Here is a 16,755-nt window from a genome sequence, read left to right as displayed (position 1 = left end):
GAAAGCCGCTCATCTGCTGTTTCCTTAACTGACTGGCATTAGGGCAAGCCCCCTCCCACATGAGAACTGTGGTGTTGTCAGGGGCGGTGATCGAACTCCAGCAAAAAGTGTGGGCTGACCTCGCCTTCCAGCGCGGTCATGTGGTGTTCGGCATCGCACATGTGTTCATGCATCAAACTGCGTACGGCGCTTTCATCTTCGGCGCGAAAGGCGATCAACAACTGTTTGTGATAGTCCAGGTTGGCTGCGTCGAATTGTTTGCGCTTGGGCTTGTAGGCTTTTTTCAGCACCACCAGGTCGCGCAGCAGGTCGTTGAGAAACTGCGCCATAAAGCTCAGCAGCGGGTTGGGGCAGGCCTTGGCCAGCAGGTTGTGGAACTCCAGCTCCGCCAGGCGTTGCTCGCGTTGGCCGGCCTCGCTGTCTTCCGGGGCGCTGCAAAAATCCACGTTGTCTTGCAGGGCCTGGAAGTCCTCTTCACTGAGGCGTCCAAGGACCGACACGGCCAATTCCACTTCGATGACCTTGCGCAATTGGTACACCTGTTCTCCGTCCAGGTGCTGGAAGTGCAGGTAGTTACGCAGCGCACGACTGGCCGGCTCGGTGCCGGCCTGGTTCAGGTAAGCGCCGCCGCTGGGGCCGGTGCGGGTGCTGACCAGGCCCTCGACTTCCAGAGCCTTGAGCGCTTCGCGGGCCGAGCCCTTGGAGCATTGGAAGCTCTCCATCAATTCGCGTTCGGTGGGCAAACGGTCGCCGGGTTTCAGGGCGTCGGTGACGATGGAGCGCTTGACCGACTCGACGATCACATCGGACAGCTTCTGGCGTTTGCGTCGTAGCGGGCGGCTTAGCATGGGTTCGATTTATCGTATTAATGCGGATAAATAGAACTTAAAGAGGATTGAATCAACGCGTCAACGCAGGGTGTCGTTTTCCGTTGCAACAGGTCGCAAACGGGTGGCTAGTTCTCCCGGTCGAGACAACGTGTGGAGGGCGGTGGTTGTTTACCGTAGGCCAGGAAGTCGCCGACCCATTGGTTGATGCAACGGCTGGCATCCGGGTTGTCCGGATCCTTGAGACGCAGTTGGTCGACGTGAGTGGCGTGCGCTGCTGGCTGTTCGGCGTTGACCAGCGCCAGGCGCGCGACGCGCTCGGGAAACAATTCGGCGTAGAGGCTGCCCACCCGCGTAGCATCGGCGTTGCCGAGGAAATGCAGTTGCGCATCACCCAATTGGGCCCGCACGAACTCCAGGTCGCGGGCGGATTGGTCGACCCCACTGTCGTCGGTGAGGTCGCGGTGGCTGACTTCGATCACGTCGTAATAATTGAGCAGCGTGCGATAGGCCTGGCTGGAGTAGGTCGCCCAGCGACTGGCCAGGAGGATGGCGAACGTGCCGGCCATGTGTTCTTGGGGCGTATCACCCGCCTGGACAAAGACCACGCCCTCACGGCTCAGTGGCTGGCGTGCACCGACCCGGGTGACGTAGAGGCGTACGCTGCCTTGCCTGGGTGCCGCGTAGTTGCGAGGGACGTCGACGATGCCGCACTGGGTGCGTTCCAGCACGCCGGGGTCCAGGTGATCGAAGAAGGGGAGAGGGCAGTCCAGCAGCCAGTCGATGGCGGTGGGTGCGATCAGCGGCTCGGCATGGGCAGGGCCTGCCGTCAGCCAGAGGCAGGCACAGACCAGGTATTTTGCGACAGTCATCAGGAAGTCCCGGGCAGCTGTGAGATAGCCGCTTTTTTACCAAGGACTCCGGGTCGAATAATGTAGGGTGAGAAAACGGTTCCTGTACGAAACTGGAGTTTTGTTTATCGGATATCGGTTTTCCAGCCTCCGCCCAACGCCTTGTACAGGGCTATGCTGGCTTGAATGCGTGACAGCCGCAGTTGCACGTTCTGGTCTTGAGCGGCGTATAGGGTGCGCTGGGTCTCGAGGACGGTAAGCAAATCTTCGGCGCCTGCCTGGTAGCGACTTTCAGCGATCTGGAACGCAGTCTTGGCCTGTTGCAGTTCCTCACTTTGCCACTGGCGCTGCTGGTCGAGACGGGTGATGCGGCTGAGGGATTTCTCCACATCGGCAAAGCCATTGATGATTGCGCCGCGATAGGTTTGCAGCAATTCGTCCTGGCGCGCGCGGGCCTTGTCGCGCTCGGCGCCCAAGCGGCCATTGTTGAAAATCGGCGCCACCAGGCCGGAGGTCAGGGTATAGAACGGGCTGCGCAAGATCTCGTTGGCCTTATAGGCGCCGGAACCGACGGTTGCGCCCAGCGTGAGGGCGGGCAGCATGGCGGCGCGGGCGACGGTGACATCGGCACTGGCCGCTGCCAGTTGCGCCTCGGCCTGGGCAATATCCGGGCGTTGGCTCAACAGTTGGCTGGGCACGCCGGGGCCAATGCTCGGCCAGGTCAACGCCTGGAAGGCTTCACTGCCAAGGTCGACCGCCTGCACCGGCTGGCCGAGCAAGGCGGCGAGGGTGATCCGAGACTCTTCCGCCAGTTGCTGGATCAGCGGCAGTTGTTGCTGCTGGCTGGCCACCAGGCTTTTTTGCTGGGCCAGTTCCAGTGCAGTGGCGGAGCCGGCGTCGTAACGGGTTTGCACGAGACCGAGCACGTTGCGGGCGTTGGCCAGGTTCAACTCAGCAATCTGCTGGCGCTCGCGAGCGGCCAGGGTTTGTGCATAGCGGTCGGCGACGTTACTGAGCAGGGTCAGCTCAACGGTGGCCTGGTCGAATTCGCTGGCCCGCAAGGCGTACACGGCGCTGTCACGGGCAGCGGCGCGGCCGCCCCAGAAGTCCACTTCATAGCTGGCGGTAAAATTGGCGTCATAACTGTTGACGGTGTTGTTGTTTTCCGTGGCATCCAGGTCCGAATTGCCGCTGCCGCGCAACAGCCGTTCACGGCTGGCGGTGAGGTTGAACTTCACTTCGGGCAACAACGGTGCCCCGGCAATCACCGCGCTGGCCTGGGCCTGGCGCACGCGAGCCATGGCGGCAGCCACGTCGAAGCTGTCGTGGCGGGCCTGCTCGATCAGGCGGTTCAGCTGCGGGCTGCTAAATTGCGTCCACCACTGCTGGTTGGTGGCCTGGGCCGCATCCCGTTCGGCGAATTGCCAGGCAGTCGGCGCCACGATGCCGCTGTCGACGGCTGGCGGGTTACCAGTGCAGGCATTGAGCAGCAGGCACAGGCTGAGAACGGACAGGTGTGAGGGGAGGAAACGGTTATTCACTGGTCAACGCCTTAACCGGATCGAGCCGGGCAGCTTTACGGGCCGGCATAAAGCCGAATACGACGCCGGTGACCAACGCGCAGGCAAATGCGCCGAGTACCGCCACCAGGGAAAATTGCACCGCCACCTTGGCCAGCACCAGCACGCCGCCCACCAGCAGGGCCAGGGCGATACCGCACAGGCCGCCGACCACCGAGAGCATCACCGCTTCAGTGAGGAACTGGCGCAGGATGTCGCGCTGGCGTGCGCCGGTGGCCATGCGGATACCGATTTCACGGGTGCGCTCGCGCACGGTCATCAGCATGATGTTCATCACGCCGATGCCGCCCACCAGCAGCGAGATAGCGGCAATCGAGCCGAGCATCAGCGACAGGGTGTTTTGGGTGCGGGCCTCGGCCTGGATCATCGCTGCGTTGTTGGTCAACTCGTAGTCGTGCTTGCCGTTGTGCAGCTTGCGCATCAGTTGATCGATGGCCACTTCGGCCTCGTGCACCTTGCGCGCATCGGCGGCGGCGATCACCACATATTCAGGGTTATAGCTGCCAAACAGGCGCACGCTGGCGGCGGTGTAAGGAATGGCGATGCGGTCGTCGCTGTCCTTGTCGCCGGAGCTGGCGCCTTTTTCGGCGAGCACGCCGATGACCTGGAACGGTACGTTCTCAATCAGGATGTATTGGCCAATGGGATCGACCTCGCCCTTGAACAGCTTCTCCCGCACCCGGTGCCCAATCACCGCCACCGTGGCCCCCGCCTGTTCGTCGGCCGCCGTGAAGTAGCTGCCCTCGACTACCGGCCAATTGAAGATGTCCGGGAAATTGGTGTCATTGCCGCCCACATAGGCCAGGTAGTCGACGTTGCCGTAGCGCACGCCGGCTTCGCTGCCGTTGACCGGCATGATGCGTTGCACTTGGGGCAAGGCCGCCAGCGCGGCGACGTCATTCAGGGTGACCACCCCCAGCGGTGTGCGCGGGTTGGGCGATGAGCCGCTGAGGTACAAAATGTTCGAGCCGAACGCGCCCATCTGCGCCATGACCTGGCGTTTGCTGCCTTCGCCCACGGCCAGCATCACCACCACCGACGCCACGCCGATGATGATTCCCAGCAAGGTCAGCGCCGTACGGAAGCGATTGATCCACATCACTCGCCAGGCGGCTTGCACCGCGTCCAGCAATTCGGCCTTCCATGCGCCGTTGTGTTCGGCACCGTCGGCCAGGCGTTGGCGCAGGTCGACGGCTTGCAACGCAACGGCATTGGCGGTGGAAACGGGCGCGTTGTCATGGGCCGTGTCGCTGATGATCAGGCCATCGCTGATCTCGATGATGCGGTTGGCCCGCGCCGCCACTTCGCGGTCGTGGGTGATCAAGATCACCACGTGGCCCTGGCTGGCCAGTTCGTCGAGCAGGGCCATCACTTCTTTGCCGCTGTGGCTGTCGAGGGCGCCGGTGGGTTCGTCGGCAAGGATGATATGCCCGCCGTTCATCAAGGCACGGGCAATCGATACCCGTTGCTGCTGGCCACCGGACAACTGGTGCGGGCGGTTGCCGGTGCGCTCGGCCAGGCCCAGGCGAGTGAGCAGGGCATGGGCACGGGCATGGCGCTCGGCGGCACTGATACCGGCGTAGATCGCCGGCATCTCGACGTTTTCCTGGGCCGAGCCCGACGGGATCAGGTGGTAGCCCTGGAACACAAAGCCGAAGGCTTCACGGCGTAGCCAGGCCAGCGCGTCGCTGTCCAGATGGGCGACGTTTTCCCCGGCGAACAGGTACTCGCCGGTGGTGGGGCGGTCGAGGCAACCGAGGATGTTCATCAGGGTGGACTTGCCGGAGCCGGACGCACCAACGATGGCGACGAATTCCCCGGCATGGATGGCCAGGTCGATACCGCGCAACACATCGACCTGGGGGCTGTCACCACCGCCGTAGGACTTCCGGATGTGCTTGAGTTCGATCAGGGGCGTGGTCAACTCAACCCCCGTTGCCGGTGGCTGGGCCGATCAGCAAGTGATCGCCCTCGTTCAAACCGTCGAGTACCTGCACCCGCAAGCGGTCGCTGATACCCAGGCGGACTTCGCGCTCTTCGATACGACCGTTTTTTGCCACCACGCGGGCGATCTGCTTGTCGGCGCTGTGAGTGCCGAGCAGCGCAGCGACCGGGGCGGTCAGCGCGTCCTTGACGGAACTGGCAACAAAAAACACCTGGGTGGTCATTTCGGCCATCAGCGCGTTGTCGCTGTTGTCCACATCCAGCAGCACGGTATACAGCACCACGCGGCCGGTGCCGCTCTTGTTGGAACTGGTGGGGCTGCCGCTGCCCTGGCTGGTTTCATTCAACGGCTTGGGCGGGATCGGCAGGATCTGGCGTACCGTGCTGGTCCAACGCCGGTTGCCGCCACTCAGGGTGGTGAAATACGCCGTCATGCCAGGTTTGACGTGGCCGATGTCGGCTTCCGAAACTTCTGCCCACACCGTCATGGGGGACAGTTTGGCAATGCGCAGGATCAGCGGCGTCTGCTGCTGGGCGTTGAGGGTCTGGCCGACCCGTGCATCCACCGCCACCACGGTGCCGTCCATCGGTGCATAAATACGCGTGTAACCCAGCTCGGCTTCATCGCTGCGCAAGCTGGCCTGGGCTTGCAGGATCTGCGCCTGGAACATGTCGACCCGGGCCTGGGTGGCGCTCAATTCGGCCTTGGCGGTTTGCACGTCTTCCTCGCGGGTGGCATTGCCGGCTGCCAGGCGTTGCTGGCGCTGGTACTTCTGTCGCGCCAGTTCGTGCAGGGCTTTTTGCTCCTGTAACTGGGCCTTGAGGTTTTCGATGGCGTAGCGGCTGGCGTCAAGCTTGGCTTTTTGCGTGGACGGGTCGATTTCCACCAGCAACTGGCCGGCCTTGACCTGGTCGCCGGCTTCGGCGTGGATCTTCTGGATTTGCCCGGAGGCCTGGGCGCCCACATCCACATACCGGCGCGGTTGCAGGGTGCCCAGGGCGGTGACGCTGTTCTCGATAGCGCCACGGGTGACGGTCACGGTGGTCAGGCTGTCACGGTCCGGCGGCAGCGCCTGCCAGGCGGCAACGGCAATGACAGGGATCAGGCACGCTGCAACTAGCAGGGCGCGTCGGGCAGGTCGAGGGCGTTTCATGCTTGAGTTCCAGCCAGGGAAGTACGGAGCGCAGTTGCGCAGAGCTGACAGTTAAACGAGAGAATTGGCTGGGGATTTAGGCTGTTACACACCCTGTAACAGCTCGTCGAGGTAAAAAAATCGACCGTTGGTGCAAGACTTCTTTAAAAGTAGATGAGAATTACTATAAATTGCACGGGCTCAAACTGCCATCATCCAGTGAGCTGTCATCTTTAGTACTCAAGGAATCGATGCCGCCCCTCCCTCTGGCGGTCTGGAGTCATGTTGGAAAACTACTATCGCGAGCTGGTGTGTTTCCTGAACGCCAAGCTGGGCAACCGTCAGGTGGCCGAAGATGTGGTGCATGACGCTTACGTGCGGGTATTGGAGCGCTCCAGCGATATTCCCATCGACCAGCCGCGTGCGTTTTTATTCCGCACTGCGTTGAACCTGGTGATCGACGGCCATCGGCGCAATGCCCTGCGCCAGTCCGAACCGCTGGAAGTGCTCGACACCGAAGAACGCTTCTCCCCCAGTTCGCCCCACGCCAGCCACGACCAGGACCAACGCCTTGAGATGCTTGAACGTGCCCTCGCCGAACTGCCGGCAGCCTGCCGTGACAGCTTCCTGTTGCGCAAGCTCGAAGGCCTGACCCATCTGCAGATCGCCGAACGCCTGAACATTTCCCGCGCCCTGGTGGAAAAACACATCGTCAATGCCATGAAGCATTGCCGGGTGCGCATGCGCGAGTGGGACGCGCACTGATCGCTGATCAGTTAAATTTTATTTCACTGTCCTCGTTTCCTATCAACACATGACCTGATGTTCAGGTCTCGAAGGTATTCCCGCCCCAACGCCAAGGGGCTTATCCAGAGGACACTGGAATGACACAGGCAATTGCTTCGCCCGCGGTTCACGACCTTATCGGTATCGGTTTCGGCCCATCGAACCTGGCGCTGGCCATTGCCCTGCAGGAACGAGAGAAAACCCAGGGCAAGCTGGACGCTTTGTTTCTCGACAAACAAGCCGACTACCGTTGGCACGGCAACACCCTGGTGACCCAGAGCGAGTTGCAGATTTCCTTCCTCAAGGACCTGGTGACCCTGCGCAACCCCACCAGTCCTTACTCGTTCGTCAACTACCTCAAGGCCCACGACCGCCTGGTGGACTTCATCAACCTGGGCACCTTCTACCCATGCCGCATGGAGTACAACGACTACCTGCGCTGGGTCGCGGCACAGTTCCAGGGCCAGGGCCGCTATGGCGAGGAAGTGCTGGCCATCGAGCCGATCCTGCACCAGCAACAGGTCGAGGCCTTGCGGGTGATTTCCCGTGATGCACAGGGTGAACAGCACGTACGCACCACCCGCTCGGTAGTGGTCAGCGCCGGCGGTACGCCGCGTGTGCCGGCCGCCTTCAAGGCACTCAAGGACGACAGCCGTGTGTTCCACCACTCCCAATACCTGGCGCGCATGGCCCAGCAGCCGTGTGTGGAAGGCAAGGCGATGCGCATCGCGATCATCGGCGGCGGGCAGAGTGCAGCCGAAGCCTTTATCGACCTGAATGACAGCTACCCGTCGGTGCAGGTCGACATGATCCTGCGCGGCTCGGCGCTCAAGCCGGCCGATGACAGCCCGTTCGTCAACGAAGTGTTCTCGCCGGCCTTTACCGACCTGGTATTCCAGCAGGTCGGTGCCGAGCGTGAGCGCCTGGTGGCCGAATACCAGAACACCAACTATTCGGTGGTGGACCTGGACTTGATCGAACGCATCTACGGGATTTTCTACCGCCAGAAAGTCTCCGGCATCGCCCGTCACGCGTTCCGCACCATGACCGTGGTGGAAAAGGCCGTGGCAGGCCCGCTGGGTGTCGAGTTGACCCTGCGCAACAACGCCAACGGCGAGATCACCGTCAATCATTACGATGCGGTGGTCCTGGCCACCGGTTATGAGCGCCAGATGCACCGCGAACTGCTGGCGCCACTGGAAACCTACATGGGCGATTTCGAAGTAGCGCGTGACTATCGCATCGTCACCGACGAGCGCTGCAAGGCCGGTATCTACATCCAGGGTTTCAGCCAGGCCAGCCACGGCTTGAGCGACACCTTGCTGTCGATTCTGCCGATCCGCGCCGATGAAATTGCCGCGTCGCTGTATGAAAACGACCGTCATCGCGGCAAAGGGCGTTCGGTACAAGATCTGCTGCTGGCCACTGCGAGCTGACAAAGTGCGCTTGTGACCCGGAGGGCTGCCTGATACTGTACAAAAAACCAGTATCGGTAGCCCTTCATGCAGTTGATCGAAAAACTCAGCATCCTCGCCGACGCCGCCAAGTACGACGCCTCCTGCGCCAGCAGTGGCGCGCCCAAGCGCAGCTCCGAGGGCAAGGCCGGGCTGGGCTCCACCGATGGCATGGGCATTTGCCACAGCTACACGCCGGATGGGCGCTGCGTGTCGTTGCTCAAGGTGTTGCTCACCAACTTCTGTCTCTACGACTGCCAGTACTGCGTCAACCGCCGTTCCAGCGACGTGCCTCGCGCACGCTTCAGCCCGGAGGAGGTGGTGACCCTGACCCTGGATTTCTACCGGCGCAATTGCGTCAGCGGGTTGTTCCTTAGTTCCGGCATCATCCGTTCGTCCGACTACACCATGGAGCAGTTGGTTCGGGTCGCCAAGCTGCTACGCGAAGCGCATGACTTTCGCGGCTATATCCACCTCAAGACCATTCCCGATGCCGACCCGGCGCTGATCGCCGAGGCCGGGCGTTATGCCGACCGCCTGAGCGTGAATCTCGAACTGCCCACCGAGGCCAGCCTGCAAACCCTGGCGCCGGAAAAAACCAGCGTGTCGATCAAGCAGGCCATGCAGACCATCTACACCGGCGAACAGACCGTGCTCAACGAACCGCGCGCGCCACGTTTCGCCCCGGCCGGGCAGAGCACGCAATTGATCGTCGGCGCCGACGACACCGACGACAGCACCATCCTTCACGGCGCCGAGGCGCTGTACGGCAACTTCAAATTGCGCCGCGTGTATTACTCGGCGTTCAGCCCCATTCCCAACAGCCCGAAAAGCGTGCCCCTCGCGGCGCCACCGTTGATGCGCGAACATCGCCTGTATCAAGCGGACTTCCTGCTGCGCAGCTACGGCTACAGGGCGGGGGAGTTGTTTCAAGGCCCCGGCCACCTTGCACTGGATATCGACCCCAAGCTGGCCTGGGCGCTGGAAAATCGCGAGGTTTTCCCGCTGGACTTGAACCGCGCCGAGCCCACCTTGATCGCGCGCATTCCGGGGATCGGCCTGCGCACCACACAACGGTTGGTGGACTTGCGCCGCGAACGCAGGATCCGCTTCGAAGACCTGGCACGCATGCGCTGCGTGCTGGCCAAGGCCAAGCCGTTTTTCATCACCAGCGACTATCACCCGCAGCAGGCGGACAGCACCAGCGTGTTGCTGCGCGAGCAATTGCGCGACCGCCCCCAACCGCAGCAAATGGGGCTTTGGGGATGATCAGCCTGGAGTGCGACAACCTGTTCGGCACCTGGCGCGATCAGGCGCGTTGGTTGCTCAGCCATCAGGTCGATCCCAGCCAGGTCAGTTGGGGCGAGGTGCAAGCCGCCGACCTGTTTGCCACCGATGAGCTGATTCCCGAAGGGCTTGGGCCGTTTCAGACGCGAGTGCCCAAGGCGTTGCTGGACCTGCTGGAGTCCGCCGCCTGTTATCACGGTGACCAGCGCTGGAGCCTGCTGTATGAAGTGTTGTGGCGGGTCAGTCATGGCGACCGCACCGCAATGCTGGCGGGGGACAAATTGGGCAGTGAGTTGCAGCGACGGATCAAGCAAGTCAGCCGGGAAGCGCACCACCTGCATGCGTTTGTGCGCTTTATCGCGCTGCCGGCGCAGGCGGGTCCTGAGCTGCCGGAATACGTGGCGTGGCATGAGCCGGCGCACGACATTTTGAAGTCCGCCAGCCAGCATTTTGTCGGGCGTATGGGGCGCCATCGCTGGATGATCGCCACACCCTTGGACGGGGTGTATTACGACGGCGAGCAGTTGATTCACCAGCGCGAATGCCCCGAGGCGTGGCGGCAGTTGGCGCAGAACGTCGAGGACCCTCACAGCGAGATGTGGTTGACGTATTACAGCCATATCTTCAACCCGGCGCGGTTGAACCCCAAGGTGATGGAAGGGCACTTGCCGAGCCGGTTCTGGAAGAATTTGCCGGAGGGCAAGTTGATACCGGGGTTGATCAGCGAAGCGCGGATGGGCAAGCAGAAGGATGGGCAGGCCAAATTGATTGGCACCAAGCCCGGAAAAAGAATTGTGAACCCTATCAATGTGGGAGGGAGCTTGCTCCCGATGGCGGTGTATCAGCCAAGTGATGTTTAGCTGACACTCTGCTATCGGGGGCAAGCCCCCTCCCACAGGGGTTTTGCAATGTCTGGGGGATGGATTTCAGGCCAGCTCGGTGGCGGTGTTTTTCACCACGGCCAACTCCGGATGCGCCACCAACTTATCAATGTGCAATTCATCATTGTTCAGCCAGGTCTCTGTCAACACCCGGTAATGCTCCATATCCCGGCAGCGCATGCGCAGGCTGTAGTCGAACGGCCCGCTGATCAGCTGGCATTCGAACACCTGCGGGCAGGCCTTGATACAGGCTTCGAAGGCCCTCTGCGCCGAGCGCCCGCTCTGATTGGACAACGCCACCAGCACCAACAACGACAACCCCGGCGAGACCATCTGCACATCGATGATCGCGCCATACCCACGGATCACCCCGCGTCGCTCCAGCTTGCGCACCCGCTCCAGGCAGGGCCTGGGCGTGAGGTGCACCAACGACGACAGTTTCTCGTAGGTGATACGCCCCTGGTGCCGCAGCACGTCGATGATCGCTTCATCGATGCGGTCCAGCGCAGGGGAAGAATGGGGTCCGTTGGCCTTGGTATCCATGGGTTTCACTTCAAACGATTGGAAAGAAATTGCTGCAAGCGCTCGCTGTTGGGGTGGTCGAGGATCCTCGCGTCGCCTTGTTCCTCGACCCGGCCCTGGTGCAAGAACAGCACTTGGCTGGACACCTGGCGGGCAAAGCCCATTTCGTGGGTGACCATCAGCATGGTACGACCTTCCTCGGCCAACGTCTGTATGACTTTGAGGACTTCTCCCACAAGTTCAGGGTCGAGTGCCGAGGTGGGCTCATCGAACAGGATGATCTCCGGTTCCATGGCCAGCGCACGGGCAATCGCCACGCGTTGTTGTTGGCCGCCCGACAGGAACGCTGGGTACTGATCGGCAACACGGCTTGGCAGGCCGACCTTGTCCAGGTACATGCGTGCGCGTTTTTCGGCCTCGGCCGCGCGGACACCCAGCACCCGGCACGGCGCCATGGTGATGTTTTCCAGCACGGTCATATGACTCCACAGATTGAAGTGCTGAAACACCATCGCCAAGCGGGTGCGCAGGTTCTGCAATTGGGCCTGATGCGGCGCACGGGTGCCGGCGCGGCCTGGCTGCATTTCGATGCTGATGCCATCCAGGGTGATCACCCCGGCATCCGGCTGTTCAAGGAAATTGATGCAGCGCAGCATGGTGCTTTTGCCGGAACCGCTGGCGCCGATCAGGCTGATCACATCGCCCTGGCGGGCATTGAGGGAAACGCCCTTGAGTACTTCATGTTCGCCGTAGCGTTTGTGGATGCCTTCGACTTGCAGCTTGACGGCGGCGGTGGCCGCTTTGGCAACGGGTACATCGACGGGATAAGCGGCCAGGGCCTGCGCGGACTGATTCATGGGTTAGCCTCGGGTAGGAACAAGAAAACGCATCCAGCGACGTTCGGCCAGTCGGAACAGGCCCACCAGTGCAAAGGACAGCAGCATGTAGAGCAGGGCGGCGATACCGAATGCCTGGAACGTCAGGAACGTTTCGGCATTGGCATCGCGGGCGACCTTGAGGATGTCGGCGACGGTGGCGGTAAATGCCAGCGAGGTTGCGTGCAGCATCAGGATCATTTCATTGCTGTAGGCCGGCAGTGCGCGGCGCAGGGCGGCGGGTATCACCACAAACAGGTTCAGGCGCCAGCCGTGCAAGCCGTAGGCACGGGCCGCTTCGATTTCGCCGTGGGGAATATTGCGGATCGCTCCGGCGAAGATTTCCACGGTGTACGCGCAGGTGTTCAGCACAAAGGCCAGCAGCGTGCAGTTCAGCGCATTGCGGAAAAATTGGTTGAGCAGCGCGTTGTCCTGCACCACCTCCAGGCTGTACAGCCCGGTGTAGCAAATCAGCAATTGGATATACAGCGGCGTGCCACGAAACAGGTAGGTGTAGACCTCCACCGGCCAGCGCAGCCAGACGTGCTCCGACACGCGGGCCAGCGCCAAGGGGATCGACAGCACAAAGCCGAACACCACCGAAATAATGAACAGCCACAGGGTCATGGCCACGCCGGACAACCCCGCGCCATCGCTGAACAGGTAGGCCAGGCCGTATTGCTGGAACAGTTCGATCATCGCGCCATCCCCTTGATGCCCAGGTTGTAGCGCCGTTCGAGGCGCTTGAAGATGCGGTTGGAGAGGGTGGTGATCACCAGATAGACCAGGCCCGCGAGGATCAGGAAATACAGCGGCTCGTTGGTGGTCTTGCCAGCGTTTTGCGCGGCCTTGACCAGGTCCGACAAGCCGATGATCGACACCAGCGCGGTGGACTTGAGCAGCACCAGCCAGTTATTGCCCAGGCCCGGCAGCGCAAAGCGCATCAGCTGCGGAAACAGCACCAGATGGAAGCGCTGCCAGCGGCTCAGGCCGTAGGCGGTGGCGGCTTCCAGTTGGCCCGCCGGCACGCTGAGGATCGCACCGCGAAAGTTTTCGGTGAAATACGCACCGTAGATAAAGCCCAAGGTGACCACACCGGCGGTAAAGGGATCGATTTCAAAGTAATCCCAGCCGAACACTTCGCTGAGGTCATTGAGCCACAGTTGCAGGCTGTAGAAGATCAACAGGATCAGCACCAGGTCGGGCACGCTGCGGATCAGCGTGGTGTACAGCGTGGCCGGCACCCGCAGCCATTTGGCGCGGGAGAGTTTGGCACCGGCGGCGATCAGGCCCAGGGCGAGGCTCAGCGCCAGGGCGAGGAACGACAGCTTGAGCGTCATCCACGCGCCCTGGGCGAGCATCGGGCCGTAGCCTTGCAGGTTGAGGAGTTCATTCATGGGGGATTTCTCTTAAGAGCGCAGACAAACCCCTGTGGGAGCGGGCTTGTGTGGGAGGGGGCTTGCCCCCGATAGCGGTGGGTCAGTCAATACATGTGCCGACTGACACGGCCTCATCGGGGGCAAGCCCCCTCCCACATAAACCTTTTCCCACAGGGTCGGCGTTGGCTTACTCGTTGTAGATATCTTGATCGCCGAAGTACTTCTTCTGGATCTCGGCATAAGTCCCATCCGCCTGCACGGCAGCGATGCCTTTGTTGATCAGCGCACGCAGTTCCTGGTCGTTCTTGCGCAAGCCCATGGCGATATCCAGCGGCAACGTCGGGTCCTTGAACGCCGGGCCGGTCTTGAAGCCGGCGCCTTCGGGTTTGGACAGGAAGTTGAGTTGCGCTTCGAGTTTGTCGGTCAAGGTCGCGTCGAGGCGGCCGTTTTGCAGGTCGGCGTAGTTCTGGTCCTGGGACTGATACGCCTTGATCTGCGCGCCGAGCTTAGCCAGGTGCGCACGGGCGTAGGCCTCCTGCAACGAGCCTTGCAGCACGCCGACTTGCTTGCCTTTCAATGATTCCGGGGTGTCGCCGAAGTCGGCGTTTTTGCGGGTAATCACCGAGGTCGGGCTGAGGAACAGGCGGTCGGTGAAGTCGATGATTTTTTCGCGGGCCGGGGTCACGGCCATGGATGACATGATGGCGTCGAACTTGCGCGCGCGCAGGGCCGGGATCATGCCGTCGAATTCGTTGTGTACCCAGGTGCATTTCACGTCGAGCTTGGCGCAGATGGCGTTGCCCAACTCGATATCGAACCCTTGCAGGCTGCCGTCGGCGGCCACGGATTCAAAGGGAGGGTATTCGGGGAATACGCCGAAGCGGATTTCCTTCCACTCCTGGGCCTGGGCGGCGGTGGCGCACAGCGGCAACAGCAACGCAGCGAAGAGTGATCGCAATGGAGTCATGGTGTGGTCCCTATATTTTGTAATTGATGTCAGGGGCAGTAAAAACGTTGAAACAAATCGTTCTTGTTGGGGGAGAGAATGCTGCATGGTGGTGCGTTTTTTGTGTCGTTTACCCCTCGCCTAAAGCGCGAATTGCGCTGTTAAAACGGGTAATGCAGCGGAATCGGCTGCGGCACCCGCTGAATCGGCTTTTCAACCTGGGAAATCTGGCCTGCCGGTGGCGCAAAGCGGCAGGCCAGAGCGGTCTCAGGCGCGCTTTTTCTGCTGTGCCGCCGGTTGTTGGGCCAGGCGCGCGAACAGGTCTTTCGGGTCAGCCAGGTCCGGCACCAGCTCCAGTGTGCTGCCCACGTCCAGCGCCTTGGCCACGTCCAGCACGTAGCGCAGGGCCGAGTAGTCTTCGAGGGCGAAGCCCACCGAGTCGAACAGGGTGATTTGGCGTTCGTTTTCGCGGCCGGGCTGCTGGCCGTTGATCACCTGCCACAGCTCGGTCACTGGCGAGTCTTCCGGCATGTGCTGGATTTCACCTTCGATCCGGCTTTGCGGCTCGTACTCGACGATCACCCGGGCGCGCTCGACGATGCGTCGGTCCAGCTCGGTCTTGCCGGGGCAGTCGCCGCCGACGGCGTTGAGGTGCATGCCGGGTTCGATCATCTCGTCGGTGAGGATGGTGGCGTAGGCCTTGTCGGCAGTGACGGTGGTGACGATGTCCGCACCCTTGACCGCTTCGGCCACGCTGCCGGCCAGGATCACCTTGATCGCCGGGAACGCCTTGAGGTTGGCCGCCAGCTTGGCAGTGGCCTTGGCGTCGATATCGAACAGGCGGATCTCATTGATACCCAACATGGCGTGGAAGGCCAGGGCCTGGAATTCACTCTGCGAGCCGTTGCCGATCAGCGCCATGCTGCGGCTGTTGTCACGGGCCAGGTAGCGCGCCACCAGTGCCGACGTGGCGGCGGTGCGGATCGCCGTGGTCAGGGTCATTTCCGCCAGCAGCACGGGTTTGCCGGTGTCCACATCGCCCAAGGCACCGAAGGCCATCACGGTGAGCATGCCGGCCAGGGTGTTTTTCGGGTGGCCGTTGACGTACTTGAAGGCATACAGCGAGGCGTCGGAGACCGGCATCAGCTCGATCACGCCATCCGGCGAGTGGTTGGCCAGGCGCGCGCATTTTTCGAAGTCCTGCCAGCGCAGGTAGTCGGCGCGGATGTACTCGGCCATTTCGGTGATGCAGGTTGGCAGGCCTTTTTGCGAAACCAGGTAGCTGAGGTCGTTGACGTCGATATAGCAGGTCATGGCAAGACTCCTTATTGAAAGGTGGGACGGGCGGGCAGATGCACTTCTGCCAGCATGCAGCGGGCACTGCCGCCGCCGATGCGTTCGATGTTGTCGATATTCACCACGACTGGCCGCGTGTGGCGTTCTACATGCTGGCGCTGCGCAGGTTGCAGGGCGCCCCAGGCGCTGGCGGACATCACCAGCAGTGGCTGGCCGTCGCGGTCGTGGACTTCGAGCATGTTGCCGGCGAAGGCTTCGAGCTGGTCGAAGTCGAGGGCGAGGATGTCCTTGCCGGTGTCGCGCAGGGAGCGTTCCAGGGCGTGGCGTTCGCCCTCGTCGGGCAGGGCTTGCAGGCACACCACCGAGAGGTCGCGGCCAACGCTCATCATCACGTTGCTGTGGTAGATCGGCGCGTGGTGACGGTCGACGGCGTGGAATACGCAGAGTTGGTAGTCGAGGCGTTCGGCGAACTGGCGCAGGGCGTCGTGGTGGGTGCGCCCGGAATGGCAGGCGTAGCTGATGCGGTGCTGGCGGTCGAGCACCATGCTGCCGGTGCCTTCGAGGAAGATGTTCTGCTGTTCCAGGTGGCTCAGGTCGATGGTGCTGTTGATCGCAAAGCGTTGCTCCAGTACCTGCAGCACGCCTTTGTTGCGTTCCAATCGTCGGTTCTGGCCTTCCATCGGGTACAGCACCAGGCTGCCGTCGGCGTGGCTGCTCCACCAGTTGTTGGGGAAGATCGAGTCGGGGGTGTGGGGCGCCGGGGTGTCCTGTACCACCAGCACTTCCACGCCATGTTGGCGCAGGGTGTCGACATAGCCGTCGAACTCTTCCAGCGCTTTCTGCTGCGCGCCGAGCGGGTCGAGGGGCTGGCGTTGGAAACGGTTGTTGATCGCGGTGTCCGGGTTGAAGGCAAAGCGCGCCGGGCGAATCATCAAGACAGTGTTGGTGGTTTGCATGGGTGCACGGGTCCATGGGGTTGGGCAGTGGGGGTATT

16 protein-coding genes are annotated in these 16,755 nt (G+C 61.9%); 4 read left to right on the top strand and 12 right to left on the bottom strand.

All coding sequences use genetic code 11. The features are described from left to right. Window positions 1-77: 77 nt before the first annotated feature. From DYL61_RS13050 to DYL61_RS13030, 5 genes are all read right to left on the bottom strand, one after another. The gene (locus DYL61_RS13050; protein ID WP_135308634.1) at window positions 78-848 is read right to left on the bottom strand and encodes a FadR/GntR family transcriptional regulator; all 771 of its coding nucleotides are present in this window, start codon (window positions 846-848) and stop codon (window positions 78-80) included. Between the two features lie 107 nt (window positions 849-955). After that, a complete protein-coding gene (locus tag DYL61_RS13045; RefSeq protein WP_135308633.1) occupies window positions 956-1,699 on the bottom strand; it encodes an alpha/beta fold hydrolase in 744 nt (247 codons plus the stop codon). Between the two features lie 104 nt (window positions 1,700-1,803). Further along, window positions 1,804-3,219 carry an efflux transporter outer membrane subunit gene (locus tag DYL61_RS13040; RefSeq protein ID WP_193559437.1) on the bottom strand — a complete coding sequence of 472 codons (1,416 nt, stop codon included), beginning with the start codon at window positions 3,217-3,219 and terminating at the stop codon, window positions 1,804-1,806. Next, window positions 3,212-5,182: a MacB family efflux pump subunit gene (locus DYL61_RS13035; protein ID WP_135308632.1), complete on the bottom strand. Its 1,971-nt coding sequence runs from the start codon at window positions 5,180-5,182 to the stop codon at window positions 3,212-3,214. The genes DYL61_RS13040 and DYL61_RS13035 overlap by 8 nt, the downstream gene beginning before the upstream one ends. 1 nt (window position 5,183) lies before the next feature. Continuing rightward, window positions 5,184-6,356, bottom strand: coding sequence for an efflux RND transporter periplasmic adaptor subunit (locus DYL61_RS13030; protein WP_135308631.1), 1,173 nt, complete (start codon window positions 6,354-6,356; stop codon window positions 5,184-5,186). Between the two features lie 261 nt (window positions 6,357-6,617). On the opposite strand from DYL61_RS13030, the gene DYL61_RS13025 reads away from it, so the two are divergent. The 4 genes from DYL61_RS13025 to DYL61_RS13010 all read left to right on the top strand — a co-directional run bounded on the left by DYL61_RS13025 (window position 6,618) and on the right by DYL61_RS13010 (window position 10,722). Then, the gene (locus DYL61_RS13025; protein ID WP_135308630.1) at window positions 6,618-7,100 is read left to right on the top strand and encodes a sigma-70 family RNA polymerase sigma factor; all 483 of its coding nucleotides are present in this window, start codon (window positions 6,618-6,620) and stop codon (window positions 7,098-7,100) included. Window positions 7,101-7,219: 119 nt separating this feature from the next. Beyond that, the gene (locus DYL61_RS13020; RefSeq protein WP_135308629.1) at window positions 7,220-8,557 is read left to right on the top strand and encodes a lysine N(6)-hydroxylase/L-ornithine N(5)-oxygenase family protein; all 1,338 of its coding nucleotides are present in this window, start codon (window positions 7,220-7,222) and stop codon (window positions 8,555-8,557) included. Window positions 8,558-8,623: 66 nt separating this feature from the next. Further along, window positions 8,624-9,844 carry a putative DNA modification/repair radical SAM protein gene (locus DYL61_RS13015; protein WP_135308628.1) on the top strand — a complete coding sequence of 407 codons (1,221 nt, stop codon included), beginning with the start codon at window positions 8,624-8,626 and terminating at the stop codon, window positions 9,842-9,844. Then, window positions 9,841-10,722 carry a TIGR03915 family putative DNA repair protein gene (locus DYL61_RS13010; RefSeq protein WP_135308627.1) on the top strand — a complete coding sequence of 294 codons (882 nt, stop codon included), beginning with the start codon at window positions 9,841-9,843 and terminating at the stop codon, window positions 10,720-10,722. The genes DYL61_RS13015 and DYL61_RS13010 overlap by 4 nt, the downstream gene beginning before the upstream one ends. A 66-nt stretch (window positions 10,723-10,788) precedes the next feature. On the opposite strand, the gene DYL61_RS13005 is transcribed toward DYL61_RS13010, so the two are convergent. The 7 genes from DYL61_RS13005 to ctlX form a co-directional block, all read right to left on the bottom strand. Next, the gene (locus DYL61_RS13005; RefSeq protein WP_135308626.1) at window positions 10,789-11,286 is read right to left on the bottom strand and encodes an Lrp/AsnC family transcriptional regulator; all 498 of its coding nucleotides are present in this window, start codon (window positions 11,284-11,286) and stop codon (window positions 10,789-10,791) included. 5 nt (window positions 11,287-11,291) lie between these two features. Continuing rightward, entirely contained in the window at window positions 11,292-12,122 is an 831-nt protein-coding gene (locus DYL61_RS13000) for an ABC transporter ATP-binding protein (RefSeq protein WP_202978032.1), read from the bottom strand. Between the two features lie 3 nt (window positions 12,123-12,125). Further along, a complete protein-coding gene (locus DYL61_RS12995; protein WP_105695763.1) occupies window positions 12,126-12,839 on the bottom strand; it encodes an ABC transporter permease in 714 nt (237 codons plus the stop codon). After that, entirely contained in the window at window positions 12,836-13,537 is a 702-nt protein-coding gene (locus DYL61_RS12990; protein WP_135308625.1) for an ABC transporter permease, read from the bottom strand. Before DYL61_RS12990 ends, DYL61_RS12995 begins: the two co-directional genes overlap by 4 nt. Window positions 13,538-13,706: 169 nt before the next feature. Next, window positions 13,707-14,486, bottom strand: coding sequence for an ABC transporter substrate-binding protein (locus DYL61_RS12985; RefSeq protein ID WP_135308624.1), 780 nt, complete (start codon window positions 14,484-14,486; stop codon window positions 13,707-13,709). A 246-nt stretch (window positions 14,487-14,732) separates the two neighbouring features. Then, on the bottom strand, window positions 14,733-15,779 hold the full coding sequence (locus DYL61_RS12980) for an ornithine cyclodeaminase (RefSeq protein ID WP_135308623.1): 1,047 nt from the start codon (window positions 15,777-15,779) through the stop codon (window positions 14,733-14,735). Window positions 15,780-15,790: 11 nt separating this feature from the next. Next, window positions 15,791-16,717 carry a citrulline utilization hydrolase CtlX gene (gene ctlX / locus DYL61_RS12975; protein WP_135308622.1) on the bottom strand — a complete coding sequence of 309 codons (927 nt, stop codon included), beginning with the start codon at window positions 16,715-16,717 and terminating at the stop codon, window positions 15,791-15,793. Window positions 16,718-16,755: the final 38 nt, after the last annotated feature.

The sequence above is a fragment of the Pseudomonas nabeulensis genome, from assembly GCF_004682045.1.
In the GTDB taxonomy this organism is placed as follows: domain Bacteria; phylum Pseudomonadota; class Gammaproteobacteria; order Pseudomonadales; family Pseudomonadaceae; genus Aquipseudomonas; species Aquipseudomonas nabeulensis.
This window is presented reverse-complemented; position numbering and strand designations above follow the sequence as displayed.